Annotated in this window: 23 protein-coding genes; 20 read left to right on the top strand and 3 right to left on the bottom strand. The window is 63.0% G+C overall.

The genetic code is table 11. The annotated features are described in order from the left end of the window. Positions 1–486: 486 nt before the first annotated feature. Positions 487–1,908: a PLP-dependent aminotransferase family protein gene (locus R2R70_RS05700; protein ID WP_131432363.1), complete on the bottom strand. Its 1,422-nt coding sequence runs from the start codon at positions 1,906–1,908 to the stop codon at positions 487–489. A gap of 482 nt (positions 1,909–2,390) precedes the next feature. On the opposite strand from R2R70_RS05700, the gene urtA reads away from it, so the two are divergent. The 14 genes from urtA to zigA all read left to right on the top strand — a co-directional run bounded on the left by urtA (position 2,391) and on the right by zigA (position 16,095). Next, positions 2,391–3,665, top strand: a complete 1,275-nt coding sequence (gene urtA / locus R2R70_RS05695) for an urea ABC transporter substrate-binding protein (RefSeq protein ID WP_084208274.1) — start codon at positions 2,391–2,393, stop codon at positions 3,663–3,665. Positions 3,666–3,800: 135 nt separating this feature from the next. Then, positions 3,801–5,453, top strand: a complete 1,653-nt coding sequence (urtB, locus tag R2R70_RS05690) for an urea ABC transporter permease subunit UrtB (RefSeq protein WP_410977524.1) — start codon at positions 3,801–3,803, stop codon at positions 5,451–5,453. 3 nt (positions 5,454–5,456) lie between these two features. After that, entirely contained in the window at positions 5,457–6,626 is a 1,170-nt protein-coding gene (gene urtC, locus R2R70_RS05685) for an urea ABC transporter permease subunit UrtC (RefSeq protein WP_024952518.1), read from the top strand. Further along, a complete protein-coding gene (gene urtD, locus R2R70_RS05680) occupies positions 6,623–7,450 on the top strand; it encodes an urea ABC transporter ATP-binding protein UrtD (protein ID WP_175089551.1) in 828 nt (275 codons plus the stop codon). The genes urtC and urtD overlap by 4 nt, the downstream gene beginning before the upstream one ends. Before the next feature lie 47 nt (positions 7,451–7,497). Further along, positions 7,498–8,247: an urea ABC transporter ATP-binding subunit UrtE gene (gene urtE, locus R2R70_RS05675; protein ID WP_216060482.1), complete on the top strand. Its 750-nt coding sequence runs from the start codon at positions 7,498–7,500 to the stop codon at positions 8,245–8,247. Between the two features lie 11 nt (positions 8,248–8,258). After that, positions 8,259–9,182 (top strand): urease accessory protein UreD, encoded by a 924-nt coding sequence (locus R2R70_RS05670; protein WP_410977523.1) that lies wholly within the window; start codon positions 8,259–8,261, stop codon positions 9,180–9,182. Positions 9,183–9,224: 42 nt separating this feature from the next. Further along, positions 9,225–9,527, top strand: coding sequence for an urease subunit gamma (ureA, locus tag R2R70_RS05665; RefSeq protein WP_024952521.1), 303 nt, complete (start codon positions 9,225–9,227; stop codon positions 9,525–9,527). 11 nt (positions 9,528–9,538) lie between these two features. Next, the gene (locus R2R70_RS05660) at positions 9,539–9,868 is read left to right on the top strand and encodes an urease subunit beta (RefSeq protein ID WP_107336426.1); all 330 of its coding nucleotides are present in this window, start codon (positions 9,539–9,541) and stop codon (positions 9,866–9,868) included. Positions 9,869–10,012: 144 nt separating this feature from the next. Beyond that, on the top strand, positions 10,013–11,716 hold the full coding sequence (ureC, locus tag R2R70_RS05655; RefSeq protein ID WP_410977522.1) for an urease subunit alpha: 1,704 nt from the start codon (positions 10,013–10,015) through the stop codon (positions 11,714–11,716). Positions 11,717–11,764: 48 nt separating this feature from the next. Continuing rightward, entirely contained in the window at positions 11,765–12,436 is a 672-nt protein-coding gene (locus tag R2R70_RS05650) for an urease accessory protein UreE (protein ID WP_410977521.1), read from the top strand. Continuing rightward, positions 12,426–13,127, top strand: a complete 702-nt coding sequence (locus R2R70_RS05645) for an urease accessory protein UreF (protein WP_410977574.1) — start codon at positions 12,426–12,428, stop codon at positions 13,125–13,127. The genes R2R70_RS05650 and R2R70_RS05645 overlap by 11 nt, the downstream gene beginning before the upstream one ends. Before the next feature lie 81 nt (positions 13,128–13,208). Further along, positions 13,209–13,847, top strand: a complete 639-nt coding sequence (ureG, locus tag R2R70_RS05640; protein ID WP_347420933.1) for an urease accessory protein UreG — start codon at positions 13,209–13,211, stop codon at positions 13,845–13,847. Between the two features lie 104 nt (positions 13,848–13,951). Then, positions 13,952–14,536 carry a HupE/UreJ family protein gene (locus tag R2R70_RS05635; RefSeq protein WP_410977520.1) on the top strand — a complete coding sequence of 195 codons (585 nt, stop codon included), beginning with the start codon at positions 13,952–13,954 and terminating at the stop codon, positions 14,534–14,536. A gap of 302 nt (positions 14,537–14,838) precedes the next feature. Continuing rightward, on the top strand, positions 14,839–16,095 hold the full coding sequence (zigA, locus tag R2R70_RS05630) for a zinc metallochaperone GTPase ZigA (protein ID WP_410977519.1): 1,257 nt from the start codon (positions 14,839–14,841) through the stop codon (positions 16,093–16,095). Between the two features lie 188 nt (positions 16,096–16,283). On the opposite strand, the gene R2R70_RS05625 is transcribed toward zigA, so the two are convergent. Continuing rightward, positions 16,284–17,078 (bottom strand): metal ABC transporter permease, encoded by a 795-nt coding sequence (locus R2R70_RS05625; protein ID WP_410977518.1) that lies wholly within the window; start codon positions 17,076–17,078, stop codon positions 16,284–16,286. Between the two features lie 14 nt (positions 17,079–17,092). Next, positions 17,093–17,995: a metal ABC transporter ATP-binding protein gene (locus R2R70_RS05620; protein WP_410977517.1), complete on the bottom strand. Its 903-nt coding sequence runs from the start codon at positions 17,993–17,995 to the stop codon at positions 17,093–17,095. Between the two features lie 126 nt (positions 17,996–18,121). Here R2R70_RS05620 and R2R70_RS05615 point away from each other — a divergent pair, with 126 nt between their 5' ends. The 6 genes from R2R70_RS05615 to R2R70_RS05590 all read left to right on the top strand — a co-directional run bounded on the left by R2R70_RS05615 (position 18,122) and on the right by R2R70_RS05590 (position 24,077). Beyond that, positions 18,122–19,183, top strand: a complete 1,062-nt coding sequence (locus tag R2R70_RS05615) for a zinc ABC transporter substrate-binding protein (protein ID WP_107336433.1) — start codon at positions 18,122–18,124, stop codon at positions 19,181–19,183. A gap of 80 nt (positions 19,184–19,263) precedes the next feature. After that, a complete protein-coding gene (locus R2R70_RS05610; RefSeq protein ID WP_107336434.1) occupies positions 19,264–19,692 on the top strand; it encodes a DUF4440 domain-containing protein in 429 nt (142 codons plus the stop codon). Positions 19,693–19,831: 139 nt separating this feature from the next. Further along, entirely contained in the window at positions 19,832–20,731 is a 900-nt protein-coding gene (gene folE2, locus R2R70_RS05605) for a GTP cyclohydrolase FolE2 (RefSeq protein WP_410977516.1), read from the top strand. A 458-nt stretch (positions 20,732–21,189) separates the two neighbouring features. Continuing rightward, positions 21,190–22,164, top strand: a complete 975-nt coding sequence (locus R2R70_RS05600) for a TRAP transporter substrate-binding protein (RefSeq protein ID WP_131432345.1) — start codon at positions 21,190–21,192, stop codon at positions 22,162–22,164. A 3-nt stretch (positions 22,165–22,167) separates the two neighbouring features. After that, positions 22,168–22,797, top strand: coding sequence for a TRAP transporter small permease (locus R2R70_RS05595; RefSeq protein WP_410977515.1), 630 nt, complete (start codon positions 22,168–22,170; stop codon positions 22,795–22,797). Further along, positions 22,794–24,077 carry a TRAP transporter large permease gene (locus tag R2R70_RS05590; protein WP_410977514.1) on the top strand — a complete coding sequence of 428 codons (1,284 nt, stop codon included), beginning with the start codon at positions 22,794–22,796 and terminating at the stop codon, positions 24,075–24,077. Before R2R70_RS05595 ends, R2R70_RS05590 begins: the two co-directional genes overlap by 4 nt. The last annotated feature ends 2 nt before the right edge of the window (positions 24,078–24,079 follow it).

Here is a 24,079-nt window from a genome sequence, read left to right as displayed (position 1 = left end):
AACAGGCTCAGTTGTGCGAGAAAAAACCATATCAGTTGCGAGCTGAATCTTGGTCAGTCGTTAAATGCCCGTGAGCCAGTCAGCCGGCCAGCCAGGTGGTATGGCGAGAATCCAGCAAGGCGAGTCGGGCAGGAGGGCGCACTCTGATTCATGTCAGCACTATGACGGGGTCAGGCGCGTGCCACATCGCCCTTGGCGGCAGGCCCCGCCATGGCGGGCTCTTGCGCACCCTGCTAGGGCTCTTGCGCACCCTGCTAGGGCACGCGTGCGGCATCAAGGCATGCAGCCAGGGTGCGCAACAAGGTGCGACATCCAGATGTGGCAAGCGGCTGGCGCGCAAGTGACATGTGCCGCAAAAGGCTGTTTTCGCCCCCGCGGATGACGAGTGAAGACTGTGTGGCAAGGCGGCCACAAGGGCTGCGGCATTTGCGCGCATATACTCGAGGCACTCCTCGTACCTCGCATGCAGCCTGAGCGGTCCGCGTTTCAGGCTGCCTTGAGCAATTCACCCAATGTCTGCATGGCGCGCTCTGACGCCGCATCCCATGGGTGGCCGTAGCTCAAGCGAATGCAATGCTTGAAGCCCTGGGTGGCCGAGAAGATAGGCCCCGGCGCTAGGCTGATGCCGTGGGCCAACGCCTGCTGGAACAGGGCCAGCGAGTCGATGTGCTCGGGAAGCTCGCACCACAGGAAATACCCCCCGTGGGGGTGGGTCACGCGAGTGTCTTCGGGGAAGTAGCGATCAATGGCTGCCAGCATGGCTGTCTGCTGGGTTTCGAGCGCCAGACGTAGCTTGCGCAGGTGGCGGTCGTAGCCGCCATGCTGAAGGTAGTCGGCCAGGGCCACTTGGGCGGGCAGCGATGGCGAGATGGTCGTCATCAGCTTGAGGCGCGAAATCTCCCGGGTATGCCGCCCCGCGGATATCCAGCCCACCCGATAGCCCGGTGCCAGGCACTTGGAGAACGACCCGCAATGCATCACCAGACCTTCGACATCCAGCGCCTTGACGGGTTGCGGGGGCGACACCTCGGCACGTTGATCGAAATACAGTTCCGCGTAGACATCATCCTCCAGCATCGGTAGCTGATGACGGCAGAGCAGCGCATACAGTTCGGCCTTGCGTGCATCGCTCAGGCTGGCCCCCAGCGGATTCTGCAGATGACTCATGAACCAGCAGGCCTTGATGGGCAGCGTCTCCAGACGATTCTCGAGTACCTCGAGATCAATCCCGTCGCGTGGGTGTACCGGAATTTCCACCGCGCGCAGCTTGAGCCGCTCAAGCACCTGAAGCGTGGCATAGAAGGCCGGCGCCTCGATGGCGACAAGGTCCCCGGGCTGGGTGACACATTGCAGGCCAAGATTGAGCGCCTCCATGGCGCCATTGGTGATCACCAGCTCCTCCGTCGGCAGCTGCATGCCGTTGACCATGTAGCGCTGAGCGATCTGTCGGCACAGGTCAGGATGGCCTGTGGTCATGTCGGAGATCACGGCATGCGATGACAGCTGGCGCAGCCCGCGTGTCATGCTGGTCGCAAGCCGCGCGAGGGGGAAGAGCTCCGGGCTCGGGAAGGCAGACCCGAAGGGGACGGTGTCGTTGTCGCGCAGTGAGCCCAGCACTGAGAATACCAGTTCACTGACTGCGACATCGGAAGGGGCTTGCTGCTGCAGGGCGACATGCGGCTCATCGAGTATCCGCGAGGCATTGTCACGCACGAAATACCCCGAGCGCGGCCGCGCACTGATCAGGCCCTGATTCTCCAGCAGGTAATACGCCTGAAAGACGGTAGAGGGGCTGATGCCATGCGCCTTGCTGGCCTGACGCACCGACGGCACGCGCTCACCCGGCGCGAGAATGCCGGTACGAATCAGGTTGGATATCTCGGCGGCAAAGCGTTCATAACGCTTCATGGGGGATTTCCTGGAGAAGTCGGGGAGGCAAGGATACCGGAGTGATTACGCCGGCGCATGGCGCGGTGGCCGGCATAGATTATTGTCCATGCCAAAAGAGTCGGGGAGGGCAATGCATCATCAGCGTGCTGCTGATGCTGACGTGTCCTGCTCGACTTTCGCCCGCTGCACCAGTCAAGGCCATGCTTTTGACTGGTAATCTCCTCATTGCGCCATGCCGGGATGAGTTTTGTGCACGATATTCATAAATTCACCTGTTTGGTGCAAAAAGCTGGCTGGCATATTTTTGATTGAGCATATTTGGTGCGGCTTATATTCAAAACGATATCGAGATTTCCTTTTGACTGAACGATGGCAACGCACGGCACCGATGTTTCGTGTGATTGCCTGCTTTGCTGGCACATCAATTGCACTACCTCAGTCGGGATAACAAGTACAACAAGATACGAGGGAATGTCGTGAACAAGAAAATTGCTGCCGCAATGCTGTCCGCCTGTGTCGGTTTCTCGCTGGCCAATGTCGCCCAGGCGGAAGAGGGGCCGATCAAGGTCGGCATCCTGCATTCACTGTCCGGCACCATGGCGATCAGTGAATCGACTCTGAAAGACACCATGTTGATGCTGATCGAGAAGCAGAACGAGAAGGGCGGGCTGCTGGGACGCAAGCTGGAGCCCGTCGTGGTCGACCCGGCCTCCAACTGGCCGCTGTTTGCCGAGAAGGCGCGTGAACTGCTGGCGCAGGACAAGGTCGATGTGATCTTCGGGAACTGGACGTCCGTCTCGCGCAAGTCGGTGCTGCCGGTGGTCGAGGAGCTCAACGGCCTGTTGTTCTATCCGGTGCAGTATGAGGGCGAGGAGTCCTCGGAGAATGTCTTCTATACCGGGGCGGCGCCCAATCAGCAGGCGATTCCGGCAGTGGATTATCTGATGAACGACGTGGGCGTGGAGCGCTGGGTGCTGGCAGGCACGGACTATGTCTATCCGCGTACCACCAACAAGATCCTGGCCGCCTACCTCAAGTCTCACGGTGTGGCCGATGAAGACGTGATGGTCAATTACACGCCCTTCGGTCATTCCAACTGGCAGTCCATCGTCTCGGACATCAAGTCCTTCGGCAGCGCGGGCAAGAAGACCGCCGTGGTGTCCACCATCAACGGCGATGCCAATGTGCCGTTCTATCGTGAGCTGGCCAACCAGGGCATCGATGCCGAGGACATTCCGGTGGTGGCCTTCTCGGTGGGCGAGCAGGAGCTCTCGGGCATCGATACCGCACCGCTGGTCGGGCATCTCGCGGCCTGGAACTACTTCATGAGTGTGGACAGCGACACCAACTACGACTTCATCGATGAGTGGATCGCCTACACCGGCAAGGAAGATGCGGTCACCAATGATCCGATGGAAGCCCACTACATCGGCTTCAACATGTGGATGGAAGCCGCTCGCAAGGCGGGCAGTGTCGAGGTCGATGCGGTCAAGGACGCCATCATCGGCGTGTCCGTTCCCAACCTGACCGGCGGCTACGCCACCATGATGCCCAACCATCACATCACCAAACCGGTGCTGATCGGCGAGATCCAGGACAACGGTCAGTTCTCCGTCGTCTGGCAGACCCCCTCCACTGTGGCAGGTGATGCCTGGTCGGACTATCTGGAAGGTTCCAAGGACCTGATCAGTGACTGGCGCAAACCGATGGAATGCGGCAACTACAATGTCGTGACCCATTCCTGTGGGGCTCAACAGAACGTCGCCACGCAATGAGGCGTAGCACGTTCTGAGAGTGAGGCGGCGTGCAGGGGAGCCTGCACGCTGCCTCGTTGAGTGTCAGTCTCCGAGGCCACGATGCCCTCGGAGACTGATGACGCCTTTGCGCGTTCACCATGGATGGCCTTCTTGATGTCTATCTCCGTTGCAACGATGTACCGCTGGTGCTGGCAGTGGATGCTGCTGGTCTGTCTTCTGTCATTCCCCCTGTTTGCCGCTGCCCAGTCCGAGTCCGCGACTGGCCAGTCTGCGCGCCTGTCTGATGGCGCTGCCCAATCCCTGTTGACCCGGCTTGCCGAGGCACGCAACCCGGCCAAACCGGCCGTGATCGATGAGATCGCCATGAGCGGCGATGCGCGCGCGCGTGGCTGGCTGGAAGCCTTTTCCGCCAGCAAGCTGGCTCGCCTCAAGGACGCCGAGCGCTTCTTGATCATCGACAACAATCGTGGCCGCGAATGGGCCGTTTCCGACGCCCTGTCGGGAGAATCGGCGGGCAAGGTCTCGCGCCGCGACCTCAAGACACTGCGCAGCAACAACTCGCTGCGTGGGCATATCGATGGTGTGCTGTCGATGATCGACCTGTCTTCCCCGGATGCCGAGGTCAGACTCGCGGCGGCGCGCGGTCTGCGCGGCAGCGTCGATGAGGCCATGGCCGAGCGGTTACCGAGCCTGATCGAGCAGGAGGGTGATGACGCTATCCGCACCACGCTCAAGGAAGCGCTCGCCATCCAGCAGCTGGAAGCCACTGGCGACCCCGCAGCGCTGGAGACGCTCTCCGGCAGCCTGAACGCCGCCGCGATCGCCGCCATCAATGGCGCCGCGGTGAGTGATGATCCGCAGCTGGCCCAGGCCGCCAAGGTGGCGCTGGCCGGTATCGAGCAGAAGCTTCAGCTCAACAGCGGGCTCGAGACGCTCTACTTCGGCCTCTCGCTGGGCTCGGTGCTGGTACTGGCCGCCATCGGACTTGCCATCACCTTCGGTGTCATGGGCGTGATCAACATGGCGCATGGCGAACTGATCATGCTGGGCGCCTACACCACCTGGGGCATGCAGCAATTGCTGCCGGGGCAGCCGGGGCTGGCGCTGCTGCTGTCGATTCCGGCGGGCTTTCTGGTCGCGGCGGCGGTGGGAATCGTCATCGAGCGCAGCGTCATCCAGCACCTCAAGGGGCGTCCGTTGGAGACCTTGCTGGCCACCTTCGGCATCAGCCTGATCCTGCAGCAGCTGGTGCGTACCACCATCTCGCCCTTGAATCGCATCGTGGTCACGCCGGAGTGGATGAGTGGCTCGCTGATGATCAACGAGGCGCTGTCACTGACGCTCAATCGCCTCTACATCATCGGCTTCGCACTGTTCGTGTTCGCCGGGCTGATGCTGATCATGCGCCGCACCCGTCTCGGCCTCGAGGTGCGGGCGGTGACCCAGAACCGGGCCATGGCGCGCTCGATGGGCATCAAGGCAACCCGTGTCGACATCATGACCTTCGCGCTGGGCTCCGGCGTTGCCGGCCTGGCCGGTGTCGCGCTCTCCCAGATCACCAACGTCGGGCCGAACCTGGGCCAGAACTACATCATCGACTCCTTCATGGTCGTGGTGTTCGGCGGGGTCGGCAATCTGTGGGGCACGCTGGTGGCTGGCATGTCGCTGGGGCTGCTCAATCAGTTCCTCGAGCCCTGGGCGGGTGCGGTTCTCGCCAAGATCGTGGTGCTGGTCTTCATCATCCTGTTCATTCAAAAGCGCCCGCGGGGACTCTTCCCGCAGAAGGGCCGCGCCGCGGAGGGTTGATCCATGCCTGATTCACGTTCCTGGCTGGCGCGCCCCTTTACGGAGCGCTCCACCCAGATATTCCTCGCGGTGCTGACGCTGTCGGTGCTCGCCATCACGCTGCTGCATGTGCTGCTGCCCGAGGGGCATCCGCTGCATGTCAGCACCTTCACCGTCACCCTGCTGGGCAAGTACCTGTGCTATGCGCTGCTGGCGGTAGCGGTGGATCTCGTCTGGGGCTACCTGGGCATTCTCAGCCTGGGCCACGGCGCCTTCTTCGCGCTGGGCGGTTACGCCATGGGCATGTATCTGATGCGCGAGATCGGCGACCGCGGCGTCTATGGCAATCCGGAGCTGCCGGACTTCATGGTCTTCCTCAACTGGCAGGAGCTGCCGTGGTTCTGGCAGGGCTTCGACATGCCGGCCTTCGCCTTCCTGATGGTGCTGCTGGCGCCGGGGCTGCTGGCGCTGGTGTTCGGCTTCCTCGCCTTCCGCTCCCGCGTCACCGGCGTCTATCTCTCGATCATCACCCAGGCGCTGACCTTTGCCTTGATGCTGGCGTTCTTCCGCAACGAGATGGGCTTCGGTGGCAACAACGGCCTGACCGACTTCAAGGACATTCTCGGCTTCGACCTGCGCACGGATGCGGTGCGCATCGCGCTGTTCATCGCCAGTGGCGTGGCGCTTGGGCTCGGCTATCTGCTGTGTCGTGGCATCGTCGGCTCCAAGCTCGGGCGTTTGAGCATCGCCTGTCGCGACGCCGAGGCACGCACGCGCTTTCTGGGCTACCGCGTCGAACGTGTGCAGCTCTTCATCTTCGTGGTCTCGGCGATGCTGGCCGGGGTAGCCGGGGCGCTGTACGTGCCGCAGGTCGGCATCATCAATCCCGGCGAGTTCTCGCCGCTGTTCTCCATCGAGGTGGTGGTGTGGGTGGCGCTCGGTGGTCGCGCGACACTCTACGGTGCCGTGCTGGGCGCGTTGATCGTCAACTACGCCAAGACGGTGTTCACCGGCATCATGCCGGACGCCTGGCTGTTCGCCCTCGGCGGCCTGTTCGTGCTGGTCACCGTGCTGTTGCCCAAGGGCATCGCCGGCCTGTTCGCCCAGCGTGGCTGGGGCAGACGCTCGCAGTCGTCGGCGGCCAAGACCGAATCGGCATCCGGTTCCCGTCCCATCGAGGAGGCCACCGCATGAGCCTGTTGAAAGAGATGGCCACGCGTGACCGCGTGTTCGACTTCCTGACCCCGCGCATCTCGCCGGTGGACGTGACCCACGGGCCGATCCTCTATCTGGAGGATGTCAGTGTCAGCTTCGATGGCTTCAAGGCGATCAATGACCTCAACCTGACCATCGACGATGGCGAGCTGCGCTGCATCATCGGCCCCAACGGCGCGGGCAAGACCACGATGATGGACATCATCACCGGCAAGACGCGCCCCGACAGTGGCTCGGTGTGGTTCGGCAGCCGTCACGATCTGCTGCGCATGAGTGAGCCCGAGATCGCCACCCTGGGCATCGGGCGCAAGTTCCAGAAGCCCACCGTCTTCGAGGCGCTCAGCGTGTTCGAGAATCTCGAACTGGCCATGGCCACCGACAAGCGCATCTTTCCGACGCTGGCCGCGCGCATGAGCGGTGAGACCCGCGCCAGGATCGAGGAGGTGCTCGAGACGATTCACCTCAAGGAGTGGCATGCGCGCGAGGCGGGCATCCTGTCCCACGGCCAGAAACAGTGGCTGGAGATCGGCATGCTGCTGATGCAGAAGCCGCGACTGCTGCTGGTCGACGAGCCGGTGGCCGGCATGACCGAGCAGGAGATGGAGCGCACCGCGGAGCTGCTGACCAGCCTGGCGGGGCGTCAGTCGGTGGTGGTGGTCGAGCATGACATGGGCTTCGTGCGCTCCATCGCGCGCAAGGTCACGGTGTTGCATCAGGGCGCGGTATTGGCGGAAGGCAGCATGGATGCGGTATCGAGCGACCCGAAAGTCGTCGAGGTCTACCTGGGAGAGAGTGACGGATGACGCAAGCGCTGAACACCAAGGCACCGATGCCGAGCGGCGAGTCGCCGCTGCTGACCATCGACACGCTCAACCAGTTCTACGGGGAAAGCCACACGCTGTGGGACCTGACGCTGGAGATTCCCGTTGGGCAATGTACCTGCGTGATGGGCCGCAACGGCGTCGGCAAGACCACGCTGATGAAATGCATCATGGGCGAGGAGAGCGTCCGTGACGGCAAGCTCCTGTACCGCGCCGATGGCGATGCCAGTGGCAGCGATTCCGGTCGCGATGCCAGTAGCAATGAGCCGCTTGATCTGACGCGGCGCAAGCTCGAGGAGCGCGCCCGCCTGGGTGTCGGCTACGTCCCCCAGGGGCGACAGATCTTCCCGATGATGACGGTGGAAGAGAATCTGCGCACCGGGCTTGCCGTGCGCCGGGATGGCCTGCGCCAGATTCCCGAGCGCATCTATGAGCTGTTTCCCGTGCTCAAGGAGATGCGTCACCGCCGCGGGGGCGACCTGTCTGGCGGCCAGCAGCAACAGCTGGCCATCGGCCGCGCACTGGTGATCGAACCGCGCCTGCTGATCCTCGATGAACCCGGTGAGGGCATCCAGCCCAATATCGTCGCCCAGATAGGCGAGGTCATCCGTCGCCTGATCAAGGAAGACGGCCTGACGGTGCTGCTGGTCGAGCAGAAGTTGCCCTTTGCGCGCAAGTACGCCGATCGCTTCGTGATCATGGATCGCGGCCGGCGGGTAGCCGAAGGCGAGATCGCGGCGCTGTCCGATGAACTGATCAAGCAGCACCTGACCGTATGACGATCCGATGCGTGATTCCCGTTGATGGTGCGACGGATGCCGCGCGCAGTGAGGCCAATGCCTCCGGCCATCGCTTCGATGACCAGCGCCAGTGGCAGGCCGCGCTGGCGCTGCGTTTCGAGGCGGATGCGCGCGACACCAGTGATAGCGGGCGCGCCATCACCCGCCTGACGCGTAGACGTCATCATGGCCCGCTGCGCGTGCAGCGCCCCTTCTACCCTGAGGGCCGCCACGGCTGCTGCCACGTCTATCTGCTGCACCCTCCGGGGGGGCTGGTCAGCGGCGATGCGCTGCAGATCGAGGCCGAGGTGGAGGAGGGCGCGCATGTGCTGTTGACCACACCGGCGGCGGCCAAGCTCTACAAGGCGGACCGCAACGGTGTGGCCTGGGGCCAGCATACGCATCTCAAGGTCGCCGACGGGGCCACCCTGGAATGGCTGCCTCAGGAGACGCTGGCCTTCAATGGCTCGCGCGGTGAGCAGACCACTACCCTCGAGCTTGCCGGCTCTGCGCGCTGTCTGGGCTGGGAAGTGCTGGCACTGGGGCGCCCGGTCGGTGAGCTGCCCTTCGTCAGCGGCCATCTCGAACAACGCTTTCGCCTGACCCGCGACGGCAAGCCGGTGTGGATCGAGCGCCAGTCGCTGGACCCGCTGCATCCGCGCTTCACCGGACGCTGGGGGCAGGGCGGCTGCAGTGTGCAGGCCACGCTGTGGGCGGTCGGACTCGAGGATGAGGCGGCGGCCATCGAGGCGCTGCGTGAGGCGATGCCGGCTTCCCCGCGCTGGGCGGTGACCCGCCGCGAAGGCGTATTGCTGCTGCGCTATCTGGGCCATGAACGCAACGAAGCCTGGGCGCTGTGCCAGCAGGCATGGCAGCTCCTGCGCCCTCTGATGACGGGGCTTGAGGCACAGGTGCCACGTATCTGGCTGACCTGATCTCGAGAGACCCCACTGAATGACAACCACAAGAGCCACGACATGGAACTGACGCCAAGAGACAAGGACAAGCTGTTGCTGTTCACCGCAGCGCTGCTGGCGGAACGCCGCAAGGCCAAGGGCCTCAAGCTCAACTACCCGGAATCCATCGCCTTGATCAGCGCCGAGATTCTGGAAGGTGCACGCGAAGGCTTGAGCGTGGCCGAGCTGATGGGGCGCGGCGCGGAGGTGCTGACCCGTGACGACGTGATGGAGGGCATCGCCGAGATGATTCCCGAAGTGCAGGTCGAGGCGACCTTCCCGGACGGCACCAAGCTGGTGACCGTTCACAACCCCATCGTGTGAGGCGATCAATCATGATTCCCGGTGAATACCTGGTGGCTGACGGCGAGATCTCTCTCTGCGAAGACCGTCTGCGCACCACGCTCTCGGTCGGCAATACCGGCGACCGGCCGATCCAGATCGGCTCGCACTATCACTTTGCCGAGGCCAATCCGGCGCTGGTGTTTGATCGTGAGGCCGCCCTCGGGCAGCGCCTGGACATCGCCGCCGGCACGGCGATTCGCTTCGAACCGGGACAGACGCGTGACGTCACGCTGATCCCCTTCGCCGGCAGCCGTCATATCTATGGCTTCCGTGGCGAGGTGATGGGGCAACTCAAGGATGACGGCAGTGTCGAGCGCTGAGCGAGCGACGCCCTTTACCTCAATGCGCCAGGCAATGGCGCTGACAGGCATTCAGTTCGGAGCTCACTTGGCAACGGCAGTTCAGCAACTGCAGCTCAGAAGCGTTGGCTTAAAAGCTGTAGCTCAGGGATCAAGAGGCAACCCATGAAGATAACGCGACAGGCCTATGCCGACATGTACGGCCCGACCACCGGGGACCGCGTGCGTCTGGGCGACACCGCGCTGTGGATCGAGGTGGAGAAGGATTTCACCCACTACGGGGAAGAAGTGAAGTTCGGCGGTGGCAAGGTGATCCGCGATGGCATGGGCCAGAGCCAGCGCGCCGATGACAGCGTGATGGATACCGTGATCACCAATGCGCTGATTCTGGACTGGTGGGGCATCGTCAAGGCGGATGTCGGTCTCAAGGCCGGGCGCATCGCGGCCATCGGCAAGGCGGGCAACCCTGATACCCAGCCCGACGTGGATATCGTGATCGGCCCGGGCACCGAGATCATCGCCGGTGAGGGCAAGATTCTCACTGCCGGTGGCGTCGACCCGCACATCCACTTCATCTGCCCTCAGCAGGTGGAAGAGGCGCTGATGAGCGGCATCACCACCATGCTCGGCGGCGGCACCGGGCCTGCCACCGGCACCAATGCCACCACCTGTACGCCGGGGCCGTGGCATATCGGCAAGATGCTGCAGGCGGTGGATAGCCTGCCGATGAACATCGGCTTTCTCGGCAAGGGCAATGCCTCGCTGCCCGAGGGACTGGAGCAGCAGATCGAAGCCGGCGTGATCGGCCTCAAGCTGCATGAGGACTGGGGCACGTCGCCGGCCTCCATCGACAACTGTCTGAGCGTCGCCGATGCCTATGACGTGCAGGTGGCGATCCATACCGACACCCTGAACGAGTCGGGCTTCGTCGAGGACACCCTGGCGGCCTTCAAGGACCGCTGCATCCACACCTTCCACACCGAAGGTGCCGGTGGCGGCCATGCCCCGGACATTATCACCGCGTGCTCGCGGCCCAATGTGCTGCCGTCATCCACCAACCCGACGCGTCCCTACACCGTCAACACGGTGGATGAGCATCTCGACATGCTGATGGTTTGTCACCATCTGGACCCGAGCATTCCCGAGGACGTCGCCTTCGCCGATTCGCGCATTCGCCGTGAGACCATCGCCGCCGAGGACATCCTGCATGACCTGGGTGTCATCTCGATGATGTCCTCGGATTCCCAGGCGATGGGCCGCGTGGGTGAGGTGATCTGCCGTACCTGGCAGACGGCGCACAAGATGCGCGAACAGCGCGGCCTGCTGGCAGAGGACAGCGAGCGTGGCACCGACAACTTCCGTGCGCGACGCTATATCGCCAAGTACACCATCAACTCGGCCATCACCCACGGCATCGCCCATGAGGTCGGCTCCATCGAGGTTGGCAAGCTGGCGGATCTGGTGCTGTGGTCGCCAGCATTCTTCGGCGTCAAACCGGCCTGCATCCTCAAGGGCGGCATGATCGCCGCTGCGCCGATGGGCGACCCGAATGCCTCGATTCCCACGCCGCAGCCGGTGCATTACCGCCCGATGTTCGGCGCCTTCGGCAAGGCGGCTAGCGCCACGCGCCTGACCTTCGTCTCCCAGGCGGCGCTCAAGGCCGGTGTTGGAGAAGCGCTCGGGCTCGACAGCCCGCTGTCCGCCTGCCGCGATGTACGCCAGGTGCGCAAGTGCGACATGAAGCTCAATGACGCCTGCCCGGAGCTCAAGGTCGACCCCGAGACCTATGAAGTCTTCGCCGACGGTGAGCTGCTGACCTGTGAGCCAGCCAGCGAGCTGCCGCTGGCCCAGCGCTACCACCTGTTCTGAAGGCCCGTTTTAAGTGCCTGTTCTGATTCCCTATTCGAGATCGACGCCATGATGGAACTGATACATCGCCTGCCAGACGCCAGTGGGTCAGGCGACCCAGCGAGCGCTCACACCGACGCCGAGCCCCTCGACATCCTGACCCTGCCGCTGGAGCTGCGCATCCGCGGTCGTCTGCGAGCCACCACGGACGGCGGACGCGAGGTCGGCCTGTTTCTGGATCGCGGTCCGGTACTGCGTGACGGTGATCGGCTGGCCTCGCGCGAGGGTGAGGTGATCCGCATCCGCGCCGCGGATGAGCCGGTAGTGACTGCCCACATCGCCGCCGGGCGCCCGATGGCCGCGCTCTGCTATCACCTGGGCAATCGCCATGTGCAGCTCGCCATCGGCATGCAGGCGCCTGACGCTGGCGCTAGTCAAGCAAAGAGCGAAGGAAAGGACGAAGCAAAGGGCGAAGCAGAGAGCGCAACCGGCTGGGTGCGCTTTCCGCCGGATCACGTGCTGGAAGAGCTGGCCGAGCGCCTGGGCGCGACCCTCACCCATCACGAGGCGCCTTTTGACCCTGAGCCGGGCGCCTATGCCCAGGCGGGGCAGGGGCATGCTCATTCACACGGCCACTCACACGGTCATGGCCACGGCCACTCACATACTCACGACCATGCCCAAGATCATGACCATGAGCACAGCCACGGTCATTCTCACAGCCACGCCCATGAGCACTGATGCCATGGCGGGCCTGCCGGCGCAGGAGGATCTGGCGCTGCTGGGGCTGTTGCAGCTGGTAAGCCCTGCCTTGCCCATCGGCGCCTTTGCCTGGTCCCAGGGGCTGGAGAGTGCCTTCGAGCTTGGCTGGGTCACTCAGGAGAAGGAGCTTGGCGAGTGGATCGACGGTGTGCTGGAAGACGGGCTTGGCCGTTGCGAGCTGCCATTGTTGGTGCGTCTGCAGCAGGCGTGGGCCGAGGGGGATGCAGCGGCGCTCGACGAGTGGGATGGCTGGCTAAAGGCCACCCGTGAGACCGCCGAACTCAGCGATGAGGACGCGCGTCTCGGGGCGGCGCTGCTGCGCCTGCTCAGAAGTCTCGAGCTCGAACCGCCAGTCGCGCTGATGCCGCAGGCGCCCGGCTACGTCACGGTGTTTGCCTGGGTGGCGCACCAGCGTGGGGTACCACCGCGTCAGACCTTGATCGGCTTCGCATGGGCCTGGCTCGAGAATCAGCTGGCGGTGGCCTGCAAGGCCATGCCGCTGGGGCACACCGCGGCCCAACGCCTGACCGAGCAGCTGCGCCCCCGCGTAGTGGAGGTCGTCGCGCAGGCGCTCACGCGCCCGGAGGCAGAGCTTGGCCCGATATTGCCGGGGCTGGCGCTCGCCTCCGCCCAGCACGAAACCCAATATTCCCGTCTGTTCAGGAGTTGAGCCAAGGCCGCCTGTCTTGAGGCGGCGGCGCCTGAACCGACCGACATGAACGTCTGATATCTCACGAGAAAGGAAGCTGCCATGAAGCATTGTCTACGCGTAGGAGTGGGTGGGCCGGTGGGCTCCGGCAAGACGGCGCTGCTGCGCCAGCTGTGTCTGGCCCTGCGCGATCATTACGACATCGGGGTGGTCACCAATGACATTTATACCCGCGAAGATGCCGATTTCCTGCTGCGCCATGAAGCGCTGGAGGCGGACCGTATCCTCGGGGTCGAGACTGGCGGCTGTCCGCATACCGCGATTCGCGAGGATGCCTCGATGAATCTGGCGGCCATCGATGATCTGCAGGCGCGTCACCCGAACATGGAGCTGGTGCTGGTGGAATCCGGTGGCGACAACCTGTCCGCGACCTTCAGCCCCGAGCTTTCCGATCTCACCCTCTATGTGATCGATGTCTCGGCAGGCGACAAGATTCCGCGCAAGGGCGGGCCGGGCATCACCAAGTCGGATCTTCTGATCATCAACAAGATCGACATCGCCGAGCAGGTGCATGCCTCGCTCGAAGTGATGGATCGCGATTCGCGCAAGATGCGCGGTGAGCGGCCCTTCGTGTTCGCCAATCTGTATGACGGTGTCGGGCTGGAAGAGATCATCGCCTTCATTCTGGATCGCGGCATGCTGCCGGAGCGGCGCCCGCAAAAGCTGGCGGCACAGGCCTGACGGCGCAGCGTTGTCTGCCGCTAGCTCAGGATTCATTGTCTCCCGGCATTCGTGTCACCACGGGTGCCGGGGGGATCCATCATCATCTTGTTCAGGAATGACACATGAAGCGTTCTCACTCCGCACTGCTTGCCACCTCGCTGCTGCTGGTGGCGACCTCGGCCTCTGCCCACCCCGGCCATGATGCCCAGGGGCTGTTGGCGGGCCTGTCGCATCCCTTCACCGGGCTGGACCACCTGCTGGCCATGCTGGCCATCGGCATCTGGAGTGCGCGTCAGTCGCGGGCCTTTACGCTTGCCACGCCGTTGTTGATGGTCGTCGGCATGCTGGCGGGGGCGGGCATCGCGCTGCTCAGCGGTGGGCAGGCGCTGCATGCGCTGATCGCCGAGCAGGGCATTCTGCTCTCGGTGCTGGCCTCCGGTGCGCTGGTGGCACTGCTGCTGCGTCTGCCCACCCTGGCTGGCACCGTCATGGTCGCCGGTTTCATGGCCTGCCACGGCTTCGCCCATGCGCTGGAAATGCCGGCAGCGGGCAGCGCCTTGGGCTACATGGCGGGCTTCGTGGTCGCGACACTGGCCCTGGCGTTGCTGGGCCGTGCAATCGGCCAGCGCCTGATGGGCGTGCCCGCCATCGCTTCACGCCTGGTGGGTGGGGCGGTGATGGCCTCTGCCGTGATCATGGCGGTCTGATCGTCAGCTGAGATTTGCTCGCGGCTAAGACGTACTGCTGATTGCACCACTTCACGCCCCGCTGGCTTGCCAGCGGGGCGTTTTTGTCTTCTGGAAGAAGGGGGTAAGGGATTGCCTTGTAGAAATGTTATAACGTATCATTTTTGGGGTCGAGTGGATGATGGCGCATTCCTCGACCTGCCGCGCAATCGTGCTTGCTGATGCAAGGGCTCTGACAAGGGCTCTGTGAGACAAGCCCTCATGGGCGTCATGCAGCACCTGATTCGGCGTGATGCCCCCTCATGAATCCAAGGCAATGACTGATGACAACTCTGCAATCGACTTCCTCTCCTGACAGGCCCGCTTCACTGCCTCCGGCTCTGCCAGTCACCGTGCTGTCCGGCTTTCTGGGCGCCGGCAAGACGACGCTGCTCAATCACATCCTTGCCAACCGCGAAGGGCGCCGGGTGGCGGTGATCGTCAATGACATGAGCGAGGTCAACATCGATGCCGCCATGGTGCGTGGCGCACCCGGTGCGGACAACGAGGTGACGCTCAATCGTGCCGAGGAGCAGCTGGTCGAGATGAGCAATGGCTGCATTTGCTGCACGCTGCGTGAAGACCTGCTCATCGAAGTACGGCGACTGGCCGAGGAAGGGCGCTTCGATTGCCTGGTGATCGAATCCACCGGCATTTCCGAGCCGCTGCCGGTGGCGGAAACCTTCACCTTCGAGGACGAGGACGGCCAGTGCCTCTCCAGTGTCGCGCGTCTCGACACCATGGTTACCGTCGTGGATGGCGCCAACTTCCTGACCCAGTATCGCGAGGCGCAGTCACTGGCCGAAGCGGGGGAAAATCTCGGCGAAGACGATGAGCGCAATGTCGCGGATCTGCTGGTCGATCAGATCGAATTCTGTGATGTGCTGTTGATCAGCAAGACGGATTTGCTCGATGCCTCGCAGCTGGATGAGCTGAGCGCGGTGCTGCGCTCGCTCAACCCGGAGGCCGAGATTCTGCCCATGACGAAGGGCGCCGTGCCGCTTTCCAAGGTGCTGGACACTGGCCGCTTCAGTTTCGATCGCGCGCAACAGGCACCGGGCTGGCTGAAGGAGATGCGCGGCGAGCACGTGCCGGAGACCGAGGAGTACGGTATCTCGAGCTTCTCCTACCATGCGCGCGTGCCGTTCCATCCCGAGAAATTCCACCAGCTGCTCCACGGTGACTGGTTCGGAGGCAAGTTGCTGCGTTCCAAGGGCTTCTTCTGGCTAGCTACGCGGCCGCAGTTTGCCGGGCAGTGGAACCAGGCCGGCGGCATCGCGCATTACGGGTTCGGGGGCATGTTCTGGAAGGCAGTCCCGGAGGTTGAATGGCCAGAAGATCCCGAGTACCTGGAGTCGATCCGGGAAAAGTGGCAGGAGCCGTTCGGTGACATGCGCCAGGAGCTGGTATTCATCGGTCAGAACCTGGACGAAGCCCGTATCCGCCAGGCGCTGGATGAATGTCTGCTCGATGACGCCACGCTGCTGGCGGGCAAGGAAGCCTGGCGTGACCTGCCGGACCCATTCCCCGCCTGGGAATGAACGACGGCACCTGAGTCCCTGATCGGCTGACACTCGCCAAGACACCCCACTGATCCGCGATCAGTGGGGTGTCTTCATTGTTGGCGCGTCTTTGGCGCTCTTGATCGGCACAGTCGTGCTGATCAAGAAGGGAGGGGCCGTCACTTTCCTCGAGCAGACGCTTCGCTGCCGGTCTGTGAGGCAAGGCGTTAGACAAGGCGTGAGATGCGTGCCGCTGCGCTACTCAGGACAAACAGCAGGGTGGCGAGGCACACGATGGTGGGGCCGGTGGGGGTATCCAGCCAGTAAGCCGCCTGCAGTCCGCCGGTGGTGGAGACTCCGCCGATGAGGGCGGCGGCGATCGCCATCAGCTCCGGGGTGTGACAGAAGCGGCGCGCCGTGGCGGCCGGGATGATCAGCAGCGCGGTGATCAATAGCGCACCGACCACCTTGAGGGCAACCGCGACCACCACGGCCAGCGACAGTGTCAGCACCAGCTGCTCGCGTCGCGGGTTGATGCCGCTGGCACGCGCCAGGTCCTCATTCAGGGTGGCGGTGAGCAGCGCTGACCAGCGCCAGTAGATGAGGCCGATGACCAACACGCCACCTGCGGCGATGATTGCGAGGTCTGTCTTGCTGACCGCCAGAATATCGCCGAACAGATAGGCCATCAGGTCGATGCGCACGCCGGGCAGGAAGGAGACGGCCACGAGGCCGAAGGCGAGTGCGGAGTGCGCCATCACGCCAAGCAGGGTGTCCATGGCATAGCCGCGTCCGCTGAGCAGCGTGACCAGGGTCGCCATGATCAGCGAGACGACGAGCACGCCGGCCAGAATCGAGGTGGACATCAAGAGCGACAGCGCCACGCCGAGGATCGCGGCATGGGCCGTGGCGTCGCCGAAATAGGCCATGCGTCGCCAGACGACGAAACAGCCCAGCGGCGCTGCCGCAAGCGCTACGAATATCCCGGCCAGGGCGGCGCGGAGCATGAAATCATCTAGCATCAGTCCCTCCAACATCAGTGACATCCCTCTGCGGTCGGTGCGATGAGCTGGAGCGCTGGCTCCCGACTCTGCGTTGTCTGCTTGAGCACAGGTTTGGCTGCAGGCGCGGGTGCAGGTCCGGATGAGGGCCGACAGGTGGGCGCAGCGTCAGCGGGCGAGTGGGTGCGAGAGTCAGAGTGATCGTGAGACAGAGCAGGAGAGTGATCGTGAGAGTGAGCAGGAGAATGCTCATGGCGATAGAAGGCCAGGGCGTCAGCGGTATCGAGCCCGAACAGGTCCTGGTAGGCCGGTGAGGCCATGACGCGCTCAGGCGTGCCCTGACAGCAGACGTGGCCATGCAGGCAGACGACACGATCGGAGGCGCGCATCACCACATGCAGCTCGTGACTGACCATCAGTACCCCGCAGCCGAGGGTGTGGCGGACGCGATCGATCTGACGGTAGAAATCCGCGATGCCACGGTGATCCAGCCCCTGGGTTGCCTCATCGAGCAGCAATATATCGGGCGAATCCATCAGGGCACGGGCCAGCAGAATACGCTGGAACTGTCCCCCCGAAAGATCGGCGATCTGCTGTTGCTCGACGCCGGGGATGCCGGCCTGCGCCAGGGCATTTGCCACCGTCGCGCGCGAATGGCGATGGGGCAGAGTCAGGAAACGCACCACCGTCATCGGCAGCGTCGGGTCCAGGCTCAGGCGCTGGGGCACGTAGCCGATTCTGCAGCCTTGCTGACGATGTATCCGCCCGCTCGTCGGGGCCACCGCCCCGATGATGCTGCGCAGCAACGTAGACTTGCCTGAGCCATTGGGGCCTACCAGGGTGACGATTTCGCCGCGCTCAACCTCGAGATCGATCGCATCGAGGATGCGATGCCTGCCGAGCGTGACACACAGATTCTTGATCGATAACAGCGACATGGGGACCTCTTGGCGCTGAAGAGTTGACGGGTCAGTGACCATTAATGTTATGTTATAACATATTGAGGGTGGCCATTGCAGCCTTCGATCTTCCTTCCGTGATTTCGCTTCTATTGGAGAACCGCCATGCGCCATCGGTTACTGCCTTCCCTCTCTCTGCCCCTCATGCTGGCACCTGCCGTGGCAGTGGCCGAGGTGCCATCGGTCGCGGTGGACATCCCCCCGGTGCACTCACTGGTGGCACGTGTCATGGGGGAGCTGGGCAGCCCCGATCTGGTCATCCAGTCTGGCGCCTCACCGCATGGCTATTCCATGCGTCCCTCCGAGGCCAGGGCACTGTCGGATGCGGATGTGGTGTTCTTCGTCAGTGATGAGCTGACGCCCTGGCTTGCCAAGGCGCGTGCGTCGCTGGCCGCGGATGCCGATACCGTCGAGTTGATGGAGGTGCCGGGCACCCTGCACCTGACCTATCGTTCGGGCCCCACCTTCGAGGCACATCATCACGCTGATGAAGCCTCTTCCGCGCATGGCGAAGAGCACGACGAGCATGGTGGCCACGAAGCCCATGCGGATCACGACGAGCATCACGGCGACCATGACGAGCATCACGATGGCGATCACGAAGCCCATGCAGATCACGACGAGCATCACGACGAGCATGGTCATGACGGCGAGAATCCCCATGGCTGGCTGGACCCGGTGAATGCTCACACCTGGCTGGGCGCCATTGCGGAGTCACTGGCAGCACAGGACCCGGAGCACGCGGCGACCTATCGCAGCAATGCCCAGGCGGGGCAGCAGGAGCTCGAGGCGCTGACCGAATCACTGTCAGCTCGTCTGGCTCAGGTGCAGGGCACTCGCTACATTGTCTTCCATGATGCCTATCAGTACTTCGAGCACCGCTTCGACGTGCCGGCGTCTGGTGCCATCTCGCTGGGCGACGCCTCCACCCCCAGCCCGGCCCGCGTCAAGGAGATCCAGGCGCGCGTGAAGCAGGACGACATCCAGTGCGTCTTCCGAGAGCCACAGTACAACCCGGCGTTGATCGAGAGCGTCTTCGAGGGAACCGGCGTCAAGACCTCCATCGTCTTCGAGCCGCTGGGTGTGGGACTGCCGCTGGGCGAGACGCTGTATCCGCAGCTGATCGAGCGCCTGGGACAGGGCATCCTGCGGTGTGCCGACGCCTGATCGCTCCGTGACAAATCGACGGGGCCGCTGTCGGCCCCCGTCTTTCCTCAAGAGCCTCATCCTCAAGGGAGAGCCACCGCATGCCCCACCCGACATCGCCACCGCTGAGTGAGCGTGACGCAGAGTTCTGCATCAATGCCGCGACGCGCACGCTGGAGCGCTGGGCGATTGCCGTCACTCGCGGGGAGAAGGAGACGCTTCTCTCGCTGTATGCAGAGGACGCGATTCTGGTGCCGACGGTCGCCGATGATGTGCGTGAGAATCGCCAGCAACGACAGGCCTACTTCGATGGCTTTCTCGCCAATGAAGCGCTGGCCTGCGAGTTGGGGGAGTACTCACCCCGAGTCAGTCGCAAGCTGGGTACCGTCGTGATTGGAGGGCACTACACCTTCGAATATCGCGTCGCTGACGAGACGGTCACGATTCCGGCCCGTTTTCTGTTCACCTTCGAGGAGATCCTCGGTGAGTGGAAGATCACCGGTCATCATTCCTCGCGACTGGCGGGATGATTCTGACCTGACGACGAGCCGTCCGCGCTCTGCTCTTCATTTCTCCTGACACACCCCACACTTCGGCTGAGCTCAGTGCCGCCTTCCTGCATCCTGGGGGAGGTGGTCGCTGACGAGGTCCGCCTTGGATATCTGACGAATGACCGCAATACTCCCTGACGTTTCCCTGACCGAGCGCTCGCGCTCCTTGAGTCCCCTGGAATGGGTGGGCATGCAGGGGATCGATCTGCCTGTACTCATCGAGGAGGGCGATTATCGCCGTGAATTGCATGCCCACGTGGATGCGCAGGTCGACCTGCCGATGCCGCATACCAAGGGCATTCACATGTCGCGCCTTTACCGCCTGCTGGATGGGCTGGCGGAGGGCAAGCCACTGACCCCGGGCATTCTGCGGGAGGTGCTTGCTGCGATGGTGGCAAGCCATCACGACTGCGCCTCGCGCAATGCCCGCGTCAGGCTGGAATTCGCGCTGCTGGTTAAGCGTCCGGCGCTAGTCACACCGCAACTCTCAGGATGGAAGTCCTATCCCGTCACGCTGGAGGCCAGCCTGCACGAGGGCAGGTTCACACTGCAGGCCAGTGTCACGGTGGGGTATTCCTCCACCTGTCCGTGCTCGGCGGCCCTGTCGCGCCAGCTGATCGAGCAGGCATTCCTGGCGGCTCATCGCAATGACACCACGCTGACGCCTGCGCAGGTCGCCGAGTGGCTCACCCACAACGCCACTCTGGCCACGCCCCACAGCCAGCGTAGCGAGGCGCAGGTCCAGGTCGAGCTGAAGCCCGCTGCGCGGGATCTGGGGTTGATCGCACTGATCGATGCCATCGAGCAGGCCGTGGCCACGCCGGTCCAGACGGCCGTGAAACGCGCTGATGAACAGGCCTTCGCGGCGCTCAATGGTCAGAATCTGATGTTCGTCGAAGACGCTGCACGCAGGTTGATCAATGGCCTGGCTATCTCAGACGGCGAGGCGCATGTGAATGTACGGCATATCGAAAGCCTTCACCCGCACGACGCCGTGGCCTGGGGTCGCCGTGACTAAGTGAAGTCCAGCCTGGTTCTTCAGCTTCGTTCTTTAGTTACGCCCTATTTCGAGGCGTTGACGTCTTTGATCCGCATGCACGCCCCGCCGAGGAAATCGGCGGGGCTTTTGGTTTTGCAGGGCTAAAAAACCTCCAGACACCGCTGCTAACGATAGCAGACGGGCGATGTCGGTATGTGGTTTGCCATCCAGTCCAGATGAGGCTGTGGAAGGGGGATTGTTGCGTGCTTCGCTAGACAAAGGTCTATTTCTGCGGCGGTGTGATTGACCGATGCGGCAGTAGACGGCTAAATTTTGCTTCATCTGGTATGGTTTGCAGTCCACTTGAGGGAGTGGAATTTGAACGTGACGCACGTGAGTCAGTCTCGCCAACACAGACTCAGGTCCGGAGCGATCAAATGGCAAGCCAGGCCCGATACGTCCATATCCAGAATCATAACAATCAAAGGGATTCGACAATGAAGCGAGCCATGCTTGCCGCCACGCTGTTAGCCGCCGCCTTGGGTACCACCACCGCGCATGCCGAGAAGATCGTGTTTGCCATCGGCGGTAGCCCCAACAGTCTGCAAGGTCTGACTGCACAACATTTCGCCGATAGTCTGCAGGCTCGACTCGGGGATGAGCATCAGGTCGAGTACTACCACAGCGGTCAGCTGGGCGATGAGCGCCAGCTGATCCAGAAGCTGCGCCTCGGCACGGTCGATCTGGCCGCGATTTCCTCGGTGATGTCGTCCGTCTCGCCAAGTTTTGCGCTGTTTGACATGCCGTTCATGGTCAAGGATCGCGAGCACCTCAAGCGCATCGATGACGAGATCGTGATGACTGACCTGGCCGAGGATGCCAAGGCAAAGGGCCTCAAGCTGGTCTCCACCTGGGAGAACGGCTTCCGCCAGATCACCAACAATGAACATCCCGTGGTGGAGCCGGAAGACCTGGACGGGCTGAAGCTGCGCACCCCGCAGAGCGAATGGCGTACCGGCATGTTCACGGCGTGGGGCGCCAATCCGACACCGATGGCCTTCTCGGAAGTCTTCGTGGCACTCCAGACCGGGGTGGTCGACGGCCAGGAGAACCCGCTTTCCAACATCGATGGTGCCAAGTTCCAGGAGGTCCAGAAGTACCTGTCACTCTCCAATCATGTCTATTCGCCCATCTGGCTGACCAGCAGTCAGGCCGGCTGGGGCAAGATGCCCGAGGACGTGAAGGCCGCGATTGCCGAGGTGTCCGCCGAGACCCAGAGCTGGGCCTTCGCCAAGGGTGCAGAACTGGATGACAAGCTGCTGGCGAGCCTCAAGGCGGGCGGCATGGCCGTCAATGAGGTGGATCGGGATGCCTTCGTCACCGCGAGTGCGCCGGTCTATCAGGCGTTCTCCGACAAGGTCGACGGTGGCCAGGCGATGGTTGACCGGGCCATGGCACTGGCCAAGGAGTAAGTCATGAGCTCGCATTCCCATGCGGCCAAGGCAACCTTCCCCACCGAGAGTGGGGAAGGACTGACGGCCACGACTGACGTGACTCTGCTGGACAGAGTCAACCAGGTGGTGGAACGCTGCCTGGAAGTGTTCACCGTCGGGTTACTGCTCTCGCTGACGGTGATCGTGCTGGCGGCGGTGGCCTTGCGTACCTTCGGTAGCTCCTTGCCCTGGTATGACGAGGTCGCCTCGATCAATCTGGCTTGGCTCAGCTTCTATGGTGCTGGTCTGGCGGCTCTGAAGCGTTCCCACATGGGCTTCCCTGGTCTGATCACCAAGGCGCCCATCGCACTGCGCAGTACGCTGTTCATTACCTCTGAGCTAATCGTGATCGGTTTCTTTGCCGTGGTGGGCTGGTTCGGCTATCAGGTGCTGGACGTGCTGGCCTGGGACTCCCTCATCGCCTTGCCGACCATCGGTCTAGACGTCACCCAGTCGGTGATTCCGATCAGTGCGGCGCTCTTCATTCTGTGTGAACTGCTGAGTATGCCTCATGCCTGGCGCAAGATGTGTGCAGGCGTCAACAGTGAAGAGGAAGAGATCGCGGAAGCCATCCGTCTGGCCGAGCAAGACCTCAAGGAGCACCGTTCATGACGCTACTGATCATTATCGCGGCGCTGTTCGCACTGGTGTTGATCAACGTGCCCATTGCGGTCGCCATCGGCACCGTCGGGGTCGTCGGAGTGGTGATCTTCATGGGCGTGGATGCGCTGGTGAACGTGCCGCTGACACTCTTCAATGGCGCCACCAAGTTCCCGCTGATCGCGATTCCGCTGTTCATTCTGGCCGGCGCGCTGATGAATACCTCGGGTATCTCCATGCGACTGATCAACCTCGTCACGGCCATGGTCGGGTTCGTGCGCGGTGGTCTGGCGATGGTCAATGTCGGGGTATCGCTGTTCTTCGCCGAGATTTCCGGCTCCGCGGTGGCCGATGTGGCCGCGACGGGTTCGGTGCTGATTCCCGAGATGAAGAAGCGCAAGTACACGCCGCAGTTCTCGGCGGCGATCACGTCGTCTTCGGCGTCGCTTGCCATCATCATTCCGCCGTCGCTGTCGATGATTCTCTACGGAGCCATCGCGGACACGTCCATCGTCAAGCTGTTCGTCGCCGGCATCATCCCGGGGATTCTAGGTGGTCTGGGGCTGGCGATGCTCTGCTACTACTACGCCCGCAAGTACGACATGCCGCGTGAGGCTGCCTTCTCGCTGTCGACACTCGGCAAGTCGTTCCGCGAGGCCTTCTGGGCCCTGACGCTGCCGGTCATCATTCTGGGCGGCATCTTCGGTGGCTTCGTGACCGCCACCGAAGGCGCGGGCATCGCCGTGCTGGCGGCGCTGGTCATCGGGGGGCTGGTCTATCGTGAGCTGAACCTGCAGGTGCTGTATCGCGCGGTGATCGATGGCGTGATCCAGACTTCCGTCGTGATGCTGCTGGTCGCCACATCCGCGGTGCTGGGGCTCTTCCTGACAGAGATGCAGCTGCCGCAACAGCTGGCCCAGGAGATCACCGCGATCACCACGGACCCGGTGGCAGTGCTGGCGTTGCTCAACATCCTGCTGCTCCTGCTCGGCATGTTCCTGCACGGCGCCGCTGCCATCATTCTGGTGGTACCGATCGTGATGCCATTGATCCAGCAGATCGGCATCGACCCCATCCACTTCGGCCTGATCCTGACCCTCAATCTGGCCATCGGTCAGCAGACGCCGCCCGTGGCCTCGGTACTGGCCACCTCATGCTCCATCGCCAAGACGGACATGTGGGAAACCACCAAGGTCAATCTGCCGATGATCTTCGTGCTCTTCCTGGTGCTGATGTTGGTCACCTACGTGCCGGCGATTCCCATGAGTCTTGTCGAGCACTTCTATGGTTGATA

Origin of the sequence: Cobetia sp. SIMBA_158 (genome assembly GCF_046566945.1) — a bacterium.
Lineage (GTDB): Bacteria > Pseudomonadota > Gammaproteobacteria > Pseudomonadales > Halomonadaceae > Cobetia > Cobetia amphilecti.
Note: the sequence above shows the minus strand (reverse complement) of the source record. Positions and strands in the feature narration are given on the sequence as shown.